Annotated in this window: 13 protein-coding genes; 7 read left to right on the plus strand and 6 right to left on the minus strand. The window is 57.3% G+C overall.

The annotated features are described in order from the left end of the window. The first annotated feature begins 45 nt into the window (after positions 1-45). Both zntB and F3I47_RS22675 read left to right on the plus strand, forming a co-directional pair. Positions 46-1,029 (plus strand): zinc transporter ZntB, encoded by a 984-nt coding sequence (gene zntB, locus F3I47_RS00995; RefSeq protein WP_009090042.1) that lies wholly within the window; start codon positions 46-48, stop codon positions 1,027-1,029. 116 nt (positions 1,030-1,145) lie between these two features. Beyond that, positions 1,146-1,472, plus strand: coding sequence for a hypothetical protein (locus tag F3I47_RS22675; protein WP_140925444.1), 327 nt, complete (start codon positions 1,146-1,148; stop codon positions 1,470-1,472). Positions 1,473-1,517: 45 nt separating this feature from the next. Here F3I47_RS22675 and ttcA read toward each other — a convergent pair whose 3' ends face one another. The 4 genes from ttcA to F3I47_RS01010 all read right to left on the minus strand — a co-directional run bounded on the left by ttcA (position 1,518) and on the right by F3I47_RS01010 (position 4,697). Then, entirely contained in the window at positions 1,518-2,453 is a 936-nt protein-coding gene (ttcA, locus tag F3I47_RS01000) for a tRNA 2-thiocytidine(32) synthetase TtcA (RefSeq protein ID WP_150029543.1), read from the minus strand. A 264-nt stretch (positions 2,454-2,717) separates the two neighbouring features. Then, a complete protein-coding gene (locus F3I47_RS22260; protein WP_190311342.1) occupies positions 2,718-2,876 on the minus strand; it encodes a hypothetical protein in 159 nt (52 codons plus the stop codon). A gap of 674 nt (positions 2,877-3,550) precedes the next feature. Beyond that, positions 3,551-3,811, minus strand: a complete 261-nt coding sequence (locus tag F3I47_RS01005; protein ID WP_150029544.1) for a hypothetical protein — start codon at positions 3,809-3,811, stop codon at positions 3,551-3,553. Positions 3,812-4,040: 229 nt separating this feature from the next. Then, complete coding sequence (locus F3I47_RS01010) at positions 4,041-4,697, minus strand: MgtC/SapB family protein (RefSeq protein ID WP_033736241.1); 657 nt, start codon at positions 4,695-4,697, stop codon at positions 4,041-4,043. A 184-nt stretch (positions 4,698-4,881) separates the two neighbouring features. On the opposite strand from F3I47_RS01010, the gene F3I47_RS01015 reads away from it, so the two are divergent. Next, positions 4,882-5,157, plus strand: a complete 276-nt coding sequence (locus F3I47_RS01015; protein ID WP_009090053.1) for a DUF333 domain-containing protein — start codon at positions 4,882-4,884, stop codon at positions 5,155-5,157. 31 nt (positions 5,158-5,188) lie between these two features. On the opposite strand, the gene F3I47_RS01020 is transcribed toward F3I47_RS01015, so the two are convergent. Then, positions 5,189-6,181 carry a 2-hydroxyacid dehydrogenase gene (locus F3I47_RS01020; RefSeq protein ID WP_009090054.1) on the minus strand — a complete coding sequence of 331 codons (993 nt, stop codon included), beginning with the start codon at positions 6,179-6,181 and terminating at the stop codon, positions 5,189-5,191. Positions 6,182-6,327: 146 nt separating this feature from the next. Here F3I47_RS01020 and F3I47_RS01025 point away from each other — a divergent pair, with 146 nt between their 5' ends. The 3 genes from F3I47_RS01025 to F3I47_RS01035 are packed head-to-tail and all read left to right on the plus strand — an operon-like array spanning position 6,328 to position 9,493. Next, on the plus strand, positions 6,328-8,958 hold the full coding sequence (locus F3I47_RS01025) for a YdbH family protein (protein WP_150029545.1): 2,631 nt from the start codon (positions 6,328-6,330) through the stop codon (positions 8,956-8,958). Then, complete coding sequence (locus F3I47_RS01030) at positions 8,955-9,143, plus strand: YnbE family lipoprotein (protein WP_009090058.1); 189 nt, start codon at positions 8,955-8,957, stop codon at positions 9,141-9,143. Before F3I47_RS01025 ends, F3I47_RS01030 begins: the two co-directional genes overlap by 4 nt. Before the next feature lie 11 nt (positions 9,144-9,154). Further along, on the plus strand, positions 9,155-9,493 hold the full coding sequence (locus F3I47_RS01035) for a YdbL family protein (protein ID WP_009090060.1): 339 nt from the start codon (positions 9,155-9,157) through the stop codon (positions 9,491-9,493). Between the two features lie 65 nt (positions 9,494-9,558). Here F3I47_RS01035 and F3I47_RS01040 read toward each other — a convergent pair whose 3' ends face one another. Then, complete coding sequence (locus F3I47_RS01040; protein ID WP_009090062.1) at positions 9,559-10,158, minus strand: FMN-dependent NADH-azoreductase; 600 nt, start codon at positions 10,156-10,158, stop codon at positions 9,559-9,561. 256 nt (positions 10,159-10,414) lie between these two features. On the opposite strand from F3I47_RS01040, the gene hrpA reads away from it, so the two are divergent. Beyond that, positions 10,415-14,317 (plus strand): ATP-dependent RNA helicase HrpA, encoded by a 3,903-nt coding sequence (gene hrpA / locus F3I47_RS01045; protein WP_150041120.1) that lies wholly within the window; start codon positions 10,415-10,417, stop codon positions 14,315-14,317. Positions 14,318-14,368 lie beyond the last annotated feature (51 nt).

The raw sequence follows: 14,368 nt of genomic DNA on the forward strand, positions 1-14,368 counted from the left end.
CCACGCTAGACTGTATCGTATTGATTTTGATAGTGAGGGGACGGTGTGGACGTAATTGAAGGAAAAGCATTGCAGGTTTCAGACGCCATCATTTCCTGCCAGCTTGATGGCAAGGGCGGCATGATCCCGATCGCGGAAGATGAGGTGATTCAGTGCGAGCAGCCCTGCTGGCTGCATCTGAACTACACCCATCGTAAAAGCGCAGAGTGGCTGCAGTCGACGCCTCAAATTCCCGATGCCGTCCGTGATGCCCTGGCGGGTGACAGTATGCGTCCGCGCGTCAGCCGTCTGGGTGATGGCTTCATGATTGTGCTGCGCAGCGTTAACCACAACAGCGACGCGCGCCGTGACCAGCTGGTCGTGATGCGGGTCTTTATCAATGACAAGCTGATTGTTTCGACCCGCCGGCGCAAAGTCTCTGCCGTGGATGAAGTACTGACCGACCTGCAGAACGGCAACGGCCCGATCGATTGCGGCAGCTGGCTGGTCGATGTCTGTGATGCCCTGACCGATCACACCAGCGAATTTATCGAAGAGTTGCATGACAAAATCATTGAGCTGGAGGATGCGCTGCTGGATCAGCGGATGCCCGCGCGGGGTGAGCTGGGTCTGCTGCGCAAACAGCTGATTGTGATGCGGCGCTATATGGCCCCGCAGCGCGATGTCTATGCCCGGCTGGCGAGCGAAAAACTGGCCTGGATGGATGACAACGAGCGGCGTCGGATGCAGGAGATTGCCGACAGGCTGGGACGCGGGCTGGATGACCTGGATGCTGGCGTGGCGCGAACCGCCATTCTGGCCGACGAGGTTGCCTCTGCCATGGCCGAATCGATGAACCGGCGCACTTATACCATGTCAGTCATGGCGATGATCTTCCTGCCAGCCACCTTCCTGACCGGTCTGTTCGGCGTAAACCTCGGCGGCATTCCGGGCGGAGAATGGCGATACGGCTTTTCCATTTTCTGCCTGCTGCTGGTGGTTCTGGCTGTCGGCGTCGCCGGTTATCTGCGTAAACGGCACTGGCTGTAGCGCGACGGGGAGGGGGCATCTCAGCTCAGGCGCTGAAATTCGAGGAAAGGCGGCAAAAGCTGATCGATATCAAGAACCCGATGTCGCCGTTGACGCAAACTCTCTCCCGCAGGTGAATGCAACGTCAAGCGATGGGCGTTGCGCTCCATATTGTCTTACTTCCTGATTTAGAATTAATGCATAGCACATTTAATTCGAAACATGCCGGCCAGTGCGCCGGCTTTTTTTTGCCTGGCTGGCTGGAACGCCGTTCCTTACCTAAGCTTAAAGTCCATTCGCAAGAAAAGGAGTACGGCATGAGCGCGATTTACAACAGCGAGCCGATCCCCACGGATCCGACCCCGATTCCTGACCCGATCCCCCATCCGCAACCTCAGCCCGATCCGCCGACGGATCCGGAGTTTCCGCCGATAATGGATCCACCGCCACACCGCAACATATAAAGAAGGGCGTGCTGCCAGCAGCACGCCCTTCTTTTTTTCCGGCATTTACTTAATCTGAAGCACATCCAGACGTGCGCCTGTGACAGGGGCATCTTCATCATCGAGCCGCCAGCCTGCCGGCTGTAACGGCAGCGTTTCGCGGTCAAAGGCGATATCGCCCCCGTCCACCACCGCATCGCCATGTTTGATGCCTTTGAAGTCGAACAGACTGACATCGGCGAGGTGCGACGGCACGACATTCTGCATCGCACTGAACATCGTTTCGATACGGCCCGGGTAGCGCTTATCCCAGTCACGCAGCATATCGGCTACCACCTGACGCTGCAGGTTTGGCTGAGAACCGCAGAGGTTGCAGGGGATAATCGGGAACTGACGCGCTTCCGAGAAGCGGATGATATCTTTTTCGCGGCAGTAGGCCAGCGGGCGGATCACAATCTGCTTGCCATCGTCGCTCATCAGCTTCGGTGGCATGCCTTTCATTTTCCCGCCATAAAACATGTTGAGGAACAGCGTCTGCAGAATGTCATCGCGGTGGTGGCCCAGCGCAATTTTCGTGCAGCCCAGCTCCGTGGCAACGCGGTACAGAATGCCACGGCGCAGGCGTGAGCAGAGAGAGCAGGTGGTTTTCCCTTCCGGAATCTTCTCTTTGACGATGGAGTAGGTATCTTCTTCGATAATCCGGTACTCCACCCCCTGAGACTCCAGATAGGCCGGGAGGATATGCTCAGGGAAGCCAGGCTGCTTCTGGTCCAGGTTAACGGCAATCAGGCTGAAACTGACCGGGGCGCTTTTTTGCAGACTGCGCAGAATTTCCAGCATGGTATAGCTGTCTTTTCCGCCCGACAGGCAGACCATGATGCGGTCACCTTCTTCGATCATATTGAAATCTGCAATGGCTTCGCCGACATGACGGCGCAGGCGTTTCTGCAGTTTATTGAGGTTGTACTGTTCTTTCTTGTCAACCGTTTGATTATCTTGCATTTTTACCTATCTCTAAAACCAGAAAGCGTAGCCTGAGGGCAAATCAACGTGCGCATTCAGCCAGCCACTTCTCTGCGGTGTCACGAATATGCAGCGTATGGTACGGATTGTTGCCGCGAATGCCAGTGCCGGAGTGAAGTAATCCGCGGATTAAGACGCCAGAGTTCACCTTCCGCACGTTGCGTAAAGGCAAACGGGGAGATAAAGGGATGTTGCAGCATTTCACATTGGCGCATGCGGCGGAGAAAAGTCAGCGTTACCTCCTCAGCTGGCGGGGACCTCTTTCCACTGACAGTCGATTTCATCACTGTGCGAGGAGCAGGAGGGGGATGAAGCCTGGTCAGTCGCGGTTCGCGCGTTATCGTTCTTTGTCGCGCAGCCTGCGATCATAAAAATGAAGGAGAGGATTAACAGATATTTCATTGATGCCACCGGTTCAGCAAATTAACCAGCATGAGCAGGTAAAGATCAATCAGACATAAACAGGCACTATTATATCGTGAGTGAAATTTGACCCATATCAAATTTAAATATTTTGCTTTTTAAATCGGGAGTTCTGCGTGAGTCAGGCTGGGACAGATTAAACGGAGTGATCTGAAAGTCGCACGCGGTTTAATCTGTGTTGAGCGGAAAAGATTATAATCAGCTTCATCGACAGGCTGGTTTAATGGCCTGAATCGAACTCTCTGTTAATTTCAGACTGCACTTTATTCTCTGGAAAATGAGATAGTAAACAATCAGTTGTTTGTTTCTTGAGAACGTGTCCACCCGGATGAAAAAGCATAACGTCGTCGGGCTGGGCTTTATCCAACGTAAAATCAACAGACAGACATCCGGGGATTCGTTTCGCACATTTCGGCAATACAGCGGAACAAAGGAACCGTTTAATATCCCGCTGTGCAATCAGGTTAAAAAAGGAGGGGTGATTAACCGCGATGAGAAAGCCGGATAACGATCACAAAATAAAAAAGTCTGGTGTGAAATTTTTCATGACGCTGCTGCTTTTTTTAATCTGTTATGTCGCCGTAATGTATGGTGGCGTTCTGCTGCTGCTGAACCGGCACGGCTTACTCCATTTTCTGCTGCACTGAATTTAATTAGCCGCAGGCTTTAAAGATCCAGCGATAGGCATGGTGTAAAAAATGTCTGAGTATGCCAAGAATGTTTTCAGCGCCTTCCTCAGCCAGACATTGTCCGGTTTCAAGCGCATTATTCACCGAGTTGCGATGGTCCAGAATCATGATAATCGCCACCGCAGCCGCGATCAGGATAACCGTCAGCAGGCTTAGCCCGCGCCAGTTGCTTTTACGTGCGGTCGCGGACAGGGCATTGTCTGCAGGGTCAGAGTCAGGGCGCATTGGTCTCCGGCTGTCATCATTTCGCTGATAAATAATACCGGATTATGTCATTAATTTCTGACCGGCTCCATGTGTCAGGTCAGAGGATGGTCATTCTGAAGGGTGACAGTGGATCAGGCTGTTAACAACGTCGGCAGCAGGCAAGGGGAGCGCCATCGTCTGCGCCGACATTTTCAGGGTCTGAAACCCACCGGGCTGGCGCACCAGCCCGGTGAGACAGGACAGATGCTCACATCATCTCCAGCGACTGGACCCCTTTAATCTCCATCACCTTATCGTAAAGATGCGCGTCATTTGACCTGCGCGACAGCGTAACCTGCACGCTGAGTTCACACAGTCCGCTTTCCTGATCGCGATTAATCACCGTCACGTTGCCGTAGCGGATGCCTTCCCGCTGCATCACCAGCAGCACCAGCGGCACACTCTTCGGCTTCAGGAAAACCAGCAGGGTATGGTGTTTACCGATTAAAACGTGGCTCAGACGACGGAACACTTCCAGCACGACCAGCGCCAGCACGGTGCCATAGATGCCGATCTCATACATGCCGCTGCCGATGACCAGGCCAATCGCTGCGGTTACCCATAAACCCGCCGCCGTGGTTAAGCCTTTCACCACCTGCTTCTGGATCATGATGGTACCCGCGCCAAGGAAGCCCATGCCGCTGACCACCTGCGCCGCAATACGGCTGGGGTCCAGCGCGACATGGTCGCTGTTCAGCATATCGGCAAAGCCATATTTCGACACCAGCATGAACATCGCACTGCCGATCCCGACCAGGATGTGGGTGCGGAGTCCGGCTTCTTTGGCCCGCATCTGCCGCTCCAGGCCGATGAGGCCGCCTAAAATACCGGCCAGCGCAATGCGAATTAACATATCCATTAACATGGCTTTACTCCGAAATAAGGGGGGCCGGAAAAGGGTGACAGTTCAGTGTTACCAGGTAAACAAGATAATTCTGCTTGCAAAACACGCCGCAGAAATTTGTAAAAAGCTGTTTCACCTCTCGACCCCTTGTGCTGCCTGACATATGCTGAGCCAGCCTATTATCCCAATTCCCGGAGTCCGACTGATGAAAGCAGCCACCTTTTTGCTGGCCGGTGCCGCGTTATTCCTCTCTGCCTGCAGCAGCCACAGTGATGATAACGAGCCACCGCAACAAGCCACCGCCGCCCATGTTCAGCCCCGCGTGGTGATGTCTTCTCTGGCAGAAAGCACCTGTGAAAATGCAGGCGGAACCCTGGCTTTTTCGCATCAGCTGGATGGATCCCGGGTGGGGATGTGTCAGTTAGTGAACGGGCGTCGTTGTGATGAGCAGGCGCTGATCGGCGGGCACTGCGCGCGCTGATAGACAGGCCGGATTGCTCCGGCCCGCACCCTCAGACAGAGAGTCGGTTCGGGCAGTTTTCACCGCGATCGAGCTGACTGAGATTGCTTAACGTGGTTTCAGAAATGGCGGTCAGGGCTTCGGCGGTTAAAAACGCCTGATGCCCGGTGAAGAGCACGTTATGGCACGCCGACAGACGGCGGAAGACATCGTCCTGAATCACATCATTCGACTTATCTTCAAAGAACAGGTCGCGTTCGTTCTCATAGACATCCATGCCGAGCGCGCCAATCTTCTGCTGCTTCAGCGCATCAATCGCCGCCTGTGAATCGATCAGACCACCGCGGCTGGTATTGATAATCATGACGCCGTCACGCATCTGGCTGAACGCCTCGGCGTTGAGCAGATGGTGATTTTCCGGCGTCAGCGGGCAGTGCAGCGTAATAACGTGCGACTCCGCAAACAGCGTCTTCAGATCGACATACTCCGCGCCAAGTTCCAGCGCCTGCTCGCTCGGCCAGGGGTCAAACGCCAGCAGCCGCATGCCAAAGCCTTTCAGGATGCGCATGGTCGCAATGCCGATTTTACCGGTGCCTATCACGCCCGCCGTTTTGTTATGCATGTTAAACCCGGTCAGGCCGTCGAGTGAAAAGTTCGCGTCACGGGTGCGCTGATAGGCGCGATGAATACGACGGTTCAGCGTCATCATCAGGCCGATAGCATGCTCCGCGACCGCTTCCGGCGAATAGGCGGGCACACGCACCACCTCCAGGCCCAGCTCTTTTGCAGCGTCCAGATCGACATTATTAAAACCGGCACAGCGCAGCGCGATATACTTCACACCCAGCGCGGCCAGCTCTTCCAGCACCGGTCGGCTGCCATCATCATTGACAAAGATGCAGACCGCATCGCAATCCACTGCCGTTTTTGCGGTGCTTTCAGTGAGTAAAAAGTCGAAGAACACCAGTTCAAAGCCGAACTGCTGATTGACCTGCTCAAGGTATTTCTGATCGTAATGCTTGGTGCTGTAAACCGCGATCTTCATCGTTGTGCTCCTGCAGAGGTGATAGACCAAGGATAACGTTTTCTGACGGACTTTGCTGAAACCGCTGAAATGCGTCCGGGGCAGACCTTCACCTCGCGCAATTTACATGCCATCATCATGGTCAGGATAGGGTGAGGAAAAGGATTATGGCTTTTATGCCACGGAGAGTCCGGCGGCGACTGGCGGCTATTCTGGCGCTGATTCTGCTGCTGCTCGGCCTGATGTTAACAGTGACACAATGGCTGCCCCGGCTGGTCGGGATCTGGCTGCCGCAGGAGACCCGCATTGAGCTGTCTGGCGCACCGCGCTGGCGGGAGGGAAGCCTGTGGTTGCCTGAAATTCGTTATCTGGCGGGCGACTGTACGCTGGCAACGGTAGAAGCCGTCTCGCTGGGCTGGCATCAGTCGCGCTGGAAACTAAACGCGTCCGCGCTGACGCTGGACAGCGCCTGTCTGCAAAAACTGCCGGCGGACGACGACAATCCCGGTTCGCCCAGAACGCTGGCCGAATGGCAGGCAATGCTGCCGGGTGCCGATGTCCATCTGGATAAGCTGACGGTGGCCCCGTGGCAGACCTACGCGGGTGCACTGGATCTCACGCTGGAAAAAGATCGCCAGCGTCTGACTTATCGGGGTGACAATCTGCAGCTGGCGGCAACGCTGACCGGTCAGCAGCTGGCAGTCGATCATCTGACGCTGACCCATCCGGCACTCTCTGAACCCATCACCCTCGAGGGTCATCTTGAACTTCCCACCTTTGCCAGTGACCTGCCGGTAAATGGCGAGGTGGCCGGACAACTGGCGCTGGCTGCGCTGCCGTATCCGCTTCAGCTCAGCCTCAACTGGCAGCAGCAGCAGGGCGTATTAGTCGCAACGACGGCGGAACAGGATCGCCCGCTTCTGCGTCTCCCCTGGCAGATCAGTCGCGACCAGATTCAGATTGAGAAGGGGGAATATTACTGGCCGTTCGCCGCCCAGCCGCTCTCCGGCTTTGTGAATCTGACGCTGGAGAACTGGCAGTCGGGGCTTGAACAGAGCCAGATCAGCGGACGCCTCAATCTGCTGACCCGGGGGCGCGGCGGCAAGGGCAACGTTGTGCTGGGTCTCGGCCCCGGCCACCTCAGCCTGACAGAGAGCCATCTGCCGTTTCAGCTGACCGGCGAAAGTAAGCTGGCGGATCTGCAACTCTACGGCTCTATTCCGGGCGTGCTCAGCGGGTCACTCCTCGACCCTCAGCTGCAACTCCAGCCTAAATCGCTGCTGCGCCTGCGGGGCCGCCTGCTCTCCACGCTGGAGGTGGACGAGGCGCGCTGGCCGCTGGCGGGCGTGCGCCTCTCATCGCAGGGGATTGATGGCCGTCTGCAGGCGATTCTTAACGCGCACGATGCCAGTTTTGGCCGTTTCCGGCTGCATCTCGATGGGCGTGCCAGCGACTTCTGGCCTGATAAGGGCGAATGGAACTGGCGCTACTGGGGCGGAGGCGAGATGCTGCCGCTTCAGGCACGCTGGGATGTAAAAGGCACGGGCGGCTGGCACGATACGCTGATCCATCTGGATACGCTCTCCACCGGGTTTAATCAGCTGGCCTACGGCAGTGTCAACGTCGCCAGTCCGCGTCTGACGCTCACTGAATCCGTTAACTGGCAGCGCGATGCGGCCCACCCGGCGTTTAATGGCCATTTCCGGCTGCAGGCGGGCGAGACCCGGTTCAGCTATGGCGGCAGGCTGGCTGATTCTACGCTCGATTTCGAGGCGAAAGGCCGCGACCCCGGCGACTTTATCTGGCGGGGCAGCCTGAATGCCGGCAGGATTGGCCCGCTGCGGGTCAATGGTCGCTGGGATGGCGAACGGCTGCGCGGTCAGGCCTGGTGGCCGTCACAGTCGCTCCGGGTGTTTCAGCCGTTAATCAGCCCGGATATGAAAATGCAGATTCAGGATGGTCAGCTGCAGGCGCAGTTCGCCTTTTCCGCTGCTCCCGGGCAGGGTTTTCAGGCCGGTGGACACTGGTCGGTGAAGCAGGGTAGCGTCTGGACGCCGGACAGCCAGATCAATGGTATCGACTTCTCACTGCCCTTTCGCTTCAGGGCCGGGCAGTGGCAGTTTGGTCAGCATGGCCCGGTTTCCCTGCGCATTGCCGAGGTAAAAAACCAGTTTGCGATGCAGAATATCCGTGCCGATCTGCAGGGCAGCTGGCCGTGGAGCGAAGCCGCGCCGCTGAGGTTGCAGGATGTCAGTCTGGAACTCCTCGGCGGGCAGATTACGCTGCCCGCATTGCAGATGCCACAGCATGAGCCTGCGCGGGTAACGCTGCGTCAAATCAGCCTCAGCGAGCTGGTGACCGCACTGAAGCCTAAGCAGTTCGCCATGTCGGGACGGGTTAACGGTGAACTGCCGCTGTGGCTCAATAATCCCCGCTGGCTGGTCGAGAAAGGGTGGATAGCCAACAGCGGCCCTCTGACTTTCCGGCTGGACAACGATATGGCGGATGCCATTACCCGTAATAACGTCGCCACTGGCGCGGCGCTGGACTGGCTACGCTATATGGAGATCTCCCGCAGCTGGGCGACGATTAATCTGGATAACCTCGGCGACCTGAGCATGACGGCAGAGGTGCAGGGCGTCAGCCGGTTCAGCAACCGTCGTCAGACGGTGAATCTTAACTACCATCATCAGGAAAATCTGTTTCAGCTCTGGCGCAGCCTGCGCTTTGGCGATAATTTGCAATCCTGGCTGGAACAACACGCGACTTTGCCATCGAACAAGGACACTTCACCATGAGCCTGAGGGCACTACTGGTTCTGGCAGCCGGACTGCTGAGCATCGGCTGCGTGCCGCGCATTGAGGTTACGGCACCCAAAGATCCCATCACCATCAATATGAACGTAAAAATTGAGCATGAGATCCACATCAAGGTGGATAAAGACGTGGAAGCGTTACTGAAAAACCAGAGCGGTCTGTTCTGAGGAGAGCACGTATGAGACGCAAAAGCGCGGCGCTGCTACTCGCGCTGATGATGATGCAGCCCGCCTGGGCGCTGACGCTGGATCAGGCCCGGCAGTCGGGGCTGGTGGGCGAAACGCTCTCCGGCTACCTCGCGGCGCGCGCCGGAGACAGCGAAACCCAGGCACTGGTGCAGCGCATCAACGCCGGACGGCATCAGCAATATCAGCGGCTGGCAGAACAGAACAATCTCTCCACGGCAGATATCGCCAGCATTGCCGGGCAGAAACTGGTGAGCCGGGCGGCGGTGGGGGAATATGTGCGCGGCATTAACGGTCAGTGGCTGAGAAAAGAGGCTCCGGGCACGCCGTAAGCCGCAAAAAAAAACCGGGCGCGTGGCCCGGTTGATTGTGCGTCTCATCCTGAGATGAGCGCCTTTTAAGCGGTGACGATCTGTTTGATCGCGTCTTTCGCTTCAGCGGTCGCTTTGCTGGCCACTTCAGGACCGTAGGCGATACCTTCAGCAAACACGAACTCAACGTCAGTGATGCCGATGAAGCCCAGGAACAGCTTAACGTATGGCGTCAGCAGATCGGTCGGGGTGTCTTTGTGAATCCCGCCACGGCTGGTGATCACAACCGCTTTTTTCCCTTTAACCAGACCTTCCGGGCCTGCTTCGGTGTAGCGGAACGTCACGCCTGCACGGGCAATCAGGTCGAAATAGTTTTTCAACTGGGTCGGGATGTTGAAATTGTACATCGGTGCCGCAATAACCACTTCGTCATGTGCCTGCAGTTCTTCAATCAGCGCGTTGGAGAGATCCAGCGCTTCCTGCTGGCGCGGAGACAGCGGCGTGTCAGAAGGACGCATAGCACCGACCAGTTCACCATCCAGAACCGGAATCGGGTTCGCAGCCAGATCACGAACGGTCACGTCTTTACCCTGGGCTTTTGCCTGTTCAACGTAGAAGTCAGCAAGCTGGCCTGATTGTGAGTAGCCTGCGAGGATGCTTGATTTCAGAACTAAAACTTTGCTCATGGTGATTTCCTGTCTGTAACGCGGAAGGGTTTCCGCTCAATGGTTTACACTCTACGGTTATCAATGGCGCGGTGAAAGCGCAATATTTCGAGAGCTATGTTCGAATTTATTGAATAAGCGTAACCGGGGCACGTCCCCGGAACAGTTCAGAATGTGCTATTATGCGCGCAATTATTTTCACTGAATCAGCTGGTTATCCCGGCGTCCAGGGCGCTGTTTCTGCAGCGACACTGTCTGAGTAAGGTACGTCACTATTATGTCATCTCCCGATACGTCTCCACTGACCGCGCTCCGGGCCCGGCTCGACGGCTTAATGCTTCGCGATCGCCAGCGGCTGCAGCGCCGTCTGCAGGGGGCCAGAAAAGTCAAAAGCCCCGAGGCACAACAGGGCATAGCCCGCGAGCTGGAGCAGGACGTTTTCGCCGCTGAACAGCGTGTCGCCCAGCGGCGCGCGGCGACGCCAGCCATCACCTTCCCGGACAATTTGCCTGTCAGCCAGAAACAGCAGGATATCGCTGACGCGATTCGCGATCACCAGGTCGTGATTGTGGCCGGGGAAACCGGCTCCGGTAAAACCACGCAGCTGCCGAAAATCTGTCTGGCGCTGGGGCGTGGCGTGACCGGATTGATTGGTCACACCCAGCCCCGTCGCCTGGCGGCACGCACCGTGGCCAATCGCATCGCCGATGAGCTGAACACCTCGCCCGGCGGCTGTGTCGGCTATAAAGTGCGCTTTAATGACCAGGTGAGCGAGCTGACCCAGGTCAAACTGATGACCGATGGGATCCTGCTGGCGGAGATCCAGCAGGATCGCCTGCTGATGCAATATGACACCATCATCATCGACGAAGCCCACGAGCGCAGCCTGAATATCGACTTCCTGCTCGGTTATCTGCGTGAGCTGCTGCCGCGGCGTCCCGATCTCAAGGTGATCATCACCTCTGCGACCATCGACCCGCAGCGTTTCTCGCGGCATTTCAACGATGCGCCGGTTATCGAAGTCTCCGGCCGCACCTTCCCGGTGGAAGTGCGCTACCGGCCGGTGGTTGAAGAGGCGGAGGATGGCGACCGTGACCAGCTGCAGGCGATCTTTGATGCCGTCGATGAACTCGGACAGGAGAGCCGGGGCGATATTCTGATCTTCATGAGCGGCGAGCGTGAAATCCGCGATACCGCCGACGCGCTGAATAAGCGCGACCTGCCGCACACTGAAGTGCTGCCGCTGTATGCACGACTGTCGAACGCCGAACAGAACCGGGTGTTTCAGTCGCACAGCGGCCGCCGCATCGTGCTGGCCACCAACGTGGCGGAAACCTCGCTGACGGTGCCCGGCATCAAATATGTGATTGACCCCGGCACCGCGCGTATCAGCCGCTACAGCTTCCGCACCAAAGTGCAGCGTCTGCCGATTGAGGCGATTTCTCAGGCCTCGGCCAATCAGCGTAAAGGACGATGCGGACGTGTTTCCGACGGTATCTGTATCCGCCTCTACTCGGAAGAGGATTTCCTGAGTCGTCCGGCCTTTACTGACCCCGAAATTCTGCGCACCAACCTGGCGTCGGTGATCCTGCAGATGACCTCGCTGGGGCTGGGCGATATCGCGGCGTTCCCCTTTGTGGAAGCGCCCGATAAACGCAATATTCAGGATGGTATCCGCCTGCTGGAAGAGCTGGGCGCGCTGACGCTGAATGAAGAGACGGGCCACTATACGCTCACCGGCTCCGGGCGACAGCTGGCGCAGCTGCCGGTCGATCCGCGCCTGGCGCGAATGGTGCTGGAGGCGCAGCGGCTGGGCTGTGTGCGCGAAGTGATGATTATCACTGCGGGCCTGTCGATTCAGGACCCGCGCGAACGTCCGGCAGAGAAGAAGCAGGCCTCTGATGAAAAACACCGGCGCTTTGCTGACAAAGATTCCGACTTCCTGGCCTATGTCAATCTGTGGAACTATCTGGCGGAGCAGCAGAAAGCTCTGTCCGGCAACCTGTTCCGACGCCAGTGCAAAAGCGACTTTCTCAACTATCTGCGCGTGCGTGAGTGGCAGGATATCTACACCCAGCTGCGGCAGGTGGTGCGCGAACTGGGTATTCCGGTCAATAGCGAACCGGCCCCGTTACAGCAGGTTCACTGTGCGCTGTTGAGCGGTCTGCTGTCGCACATCGGACAGAAAGATGCCGACAAGCAGGAGTACACCGGCGCGCGTAATACCCGCTTCGCCATCTTCCCTGGCTCCGGGCTGTTTAAGAAGCCGCCGAAGTGGACCATGGTGGCAGAGCTGGTCGAAACCAGCCGCCTCTGGGGGCGGACGGCGGGACGCATTGAGCCGGAGTGGATTGAACCGCTGGCGCAGCATCTGACGAAGCGCAGCTACAGCGAACCGCACTGGGAGAAATCGCAGGGGGCGGTGATGGCAACCGAGAAGGTCACGCTCTATGGCCTGCCGATTGTTGCCGCGCGCAAGGTCAACTACGGCAGCATCGATCCCACCCTGAGCCGCGAACTCTTTATCCGTCACGCCCTGGTTGAGGGCGACTGGCAGACGCGTCACGCTTTCTTCCGCGCCAATCAGAAACTGCGCAGCGAAGTGGAAGATCTGGAGCATAAATCCCGTCGCCGCGACATTCTGGTCGATGACGAAACGCTGTTTGCTTTTTATGACCAGCGCATCGGCAAAGAGGTGGTCTCGGCCAGACATTTTGACAGCTGGTGGAAACGGGCCAGCCGCGATAACGCCGATCTGCTCAACTTCGACAGGCAGATGCTGATCAAAGAGGGCGCGGACAAGGTCAGTCAGCTCGACTATCCCAACTTCTGGCATCAGAGCAACCTGAAACTGAAGCTGAGCTACCAGTTCGAGCCAGGCGCAGATGCCGATGGTGTGACGGTCCATATTCCGCTGCCGTTGCTGAATCAGGTTGAGGATAGCGGCTTTGAATGGCAGATCCCCGGCGTGCGCCGTGAGCTGATTATTGCGCTGATTAAGTCGCTGCCGAAACCGCTGCGCCGCCATCTGGTGCCTGCTCCCAACTACGCCGAGGCGTTTCTGGGAAGGGTGACGGCGATGGAGATGCCGCTGGCAGATGCGCTGGCGCGCGAGTTTCGCCGCATGACCGGCGTTACGCTGGAGCGGGAGAACTGGCAGTGGGATCAGGTTCCCGATCATCTGAAAATGACCTTCCGGGTAGTCGACGAGCACAATCGTAAACTGCTGGAAGGCAAGGACCTCACCGCGCTCAAGGCCCGGCTGAAAGACAAAGTGCAGGAGACGCTGTCGAAAGTGGCCGATGACGGGCTGGAACAGAGCGGACTGCATCTCTGGAGCTTTGGTGAACTGCCTCGCAGCTATGAACAGAAGCGCGGCAGTTACCAGGTTAAAGCCTGGCCTGCGCTGGTAGATGAAAAAGAGAGCGTTGCTATCCGCCTGTTTGACAGCGAACAGGAGCAGCAAAAAATGATGTGGCGCGGCCAGCGTCGTCTGCTGCTGCTGAATGTGCCATCGCCGGTGAAGTATCTGCACGAGAAGTTACCGAACAAGGCCAAACTCGGACTCTACTTTAACCCCTATGGCAAAGTGCTGGAGCTGATCGACGACTGCATCGCCTGCGGCATCGATAAACTGATGGGGGAAGCGGGCGGCCCTGCCTGGGATCAGGCCTCGTTTGAGCAGCTGCGTGACAAAGTCCGCGGTGAGCTTAATGAGACCGTGGTGACGATAGCTAAGCAGGTAGAGCAGATTCTGACGGCGGTCTTTAACATCAATAAACGGCTGAAAGGCCGGGTGGATATGACCATGGCGCTGGCGCTGTCCGATATCAAAGCGCAGTTAAACGGACTGGTCTATCGGGGCTTTGTCACCGGCAACGGCTGGCAGCGACTGGCCGACACGCTGCGTTATCTGCAGGGTATCGAGCGGCGACTGGAGAAACTGCCTGCCGATCCGCACAGCGATCGGGCACGGATGCTGAAAGTTCAGGCGGTGGAACAGGCGTACCAGGCGTGGCGCAACAAGCTGCCGCCGCAGCGTCAGGATGATGAAGAGGTGCTCAGCATTCGCTGGATGATTGAAGAGCTGCGCATCAGCTACTTTGCTCAGCAGCTGGGTACGCCTTATCCGATCTCGGATAAGCGTATTCTGCAGACGATGGAGCAGATAGCGGGCTGAAAGCCGGGTGCGCACGGAGCGTGTGCACCCGACAGCCGCTCAGGCTACACG

The organism is Pantoea sp. M_10, assembly GCF_008631515.1.
In the GTDB taxonomy this organism is placed as follows: domain Bacteria; phylum Pseudomonadota; class Gammaproteobacteria; order Enterobacterales; family Enterobacteriaceae; genus Pantoea; species Pantoea anthophila.

Coding starts and splice junctions, on each gene's coding strand:
- F3I47_RS22675 (WP_140925444.1), top strand. CDS start 1,146: ATGCAACGTCAAGCGATGGGCGTTGCGCTCCATATTGTCTTACTTCCT.
- ttcA (WP_150029543.1), bottom strand. CDS start 2,453: ATGCAAGATAATCAAACGGTTGACAAGAAAGAACAGTACAACCTCAAT.
- F3I47_RS22260 (WP_190311342.1), bottom strand. CDS start 2,876: ATGAAATATCTGTTAATCCTCTCCTTCATTTTTATGATCGCAGGCTGC.
- F3I47_RS01005 (WP_150029544.1), bottom strand. CDS start 3,811: ATGCGCCCTGACTCTGACCCTGCAGACAATGCCCTGTCCGCGACCGCA.
- F3I47_RS01010 (WP_033736241.1), bottom strand. CDS start 4,697: ATGTTAATGGATATGTTAATTCGCATTGCGCTGGCCGGTATTTTAGGC.
- F3I47_RS01015 (WP_009090053.1), top strand. CDS start 4,882: ATGAAAGCAGCCACCTTTTTGCTGGCCGGTGCCGCGTTATTCCTCTCT.
- F3I47_RS01020 (WP_009090054.1), bottom strand. CDS start 6,181: ATGAAGATCGCGGTTTACAGCACCAAGCATTACGATCAGAAATACCTT.
- F3I47_RS01025 (WP_150029545.1), top strand. CDS start 6,328: ATGGCTTTTATGCCACGGAGAGTCCGGCGGCGACTGGCGGCTATTCTG.
- F3I47_RS01030 (WP_009090058.1), top strand. CDS start 8,955: ATGAGCCTGAGGGCACTACTGGTTCTGGCAGCCGGACTGCTGAGCATC.
- F3I47_RS01035 (WP_009090060.1), top strand. CDS start 9,155: ATGAGACGCAAAAGCGCGGCGCTGCTACTCGCGCTGATGATGATGCAG.
- F3I47_RS01040 (WP_009090062.1), bottom strand. CDS start 10,158: ATGAGCAAAGTTTTAGTTCTGAAATCAAGCATCCTCGCAGGCTACTCA.
- hrpA (WP_150041120.1), top strand. CDS start 10,415: ATGTCATCTCCCGATACGTCTCCACTGACCGCGCTCCGGGCCCGGCTC.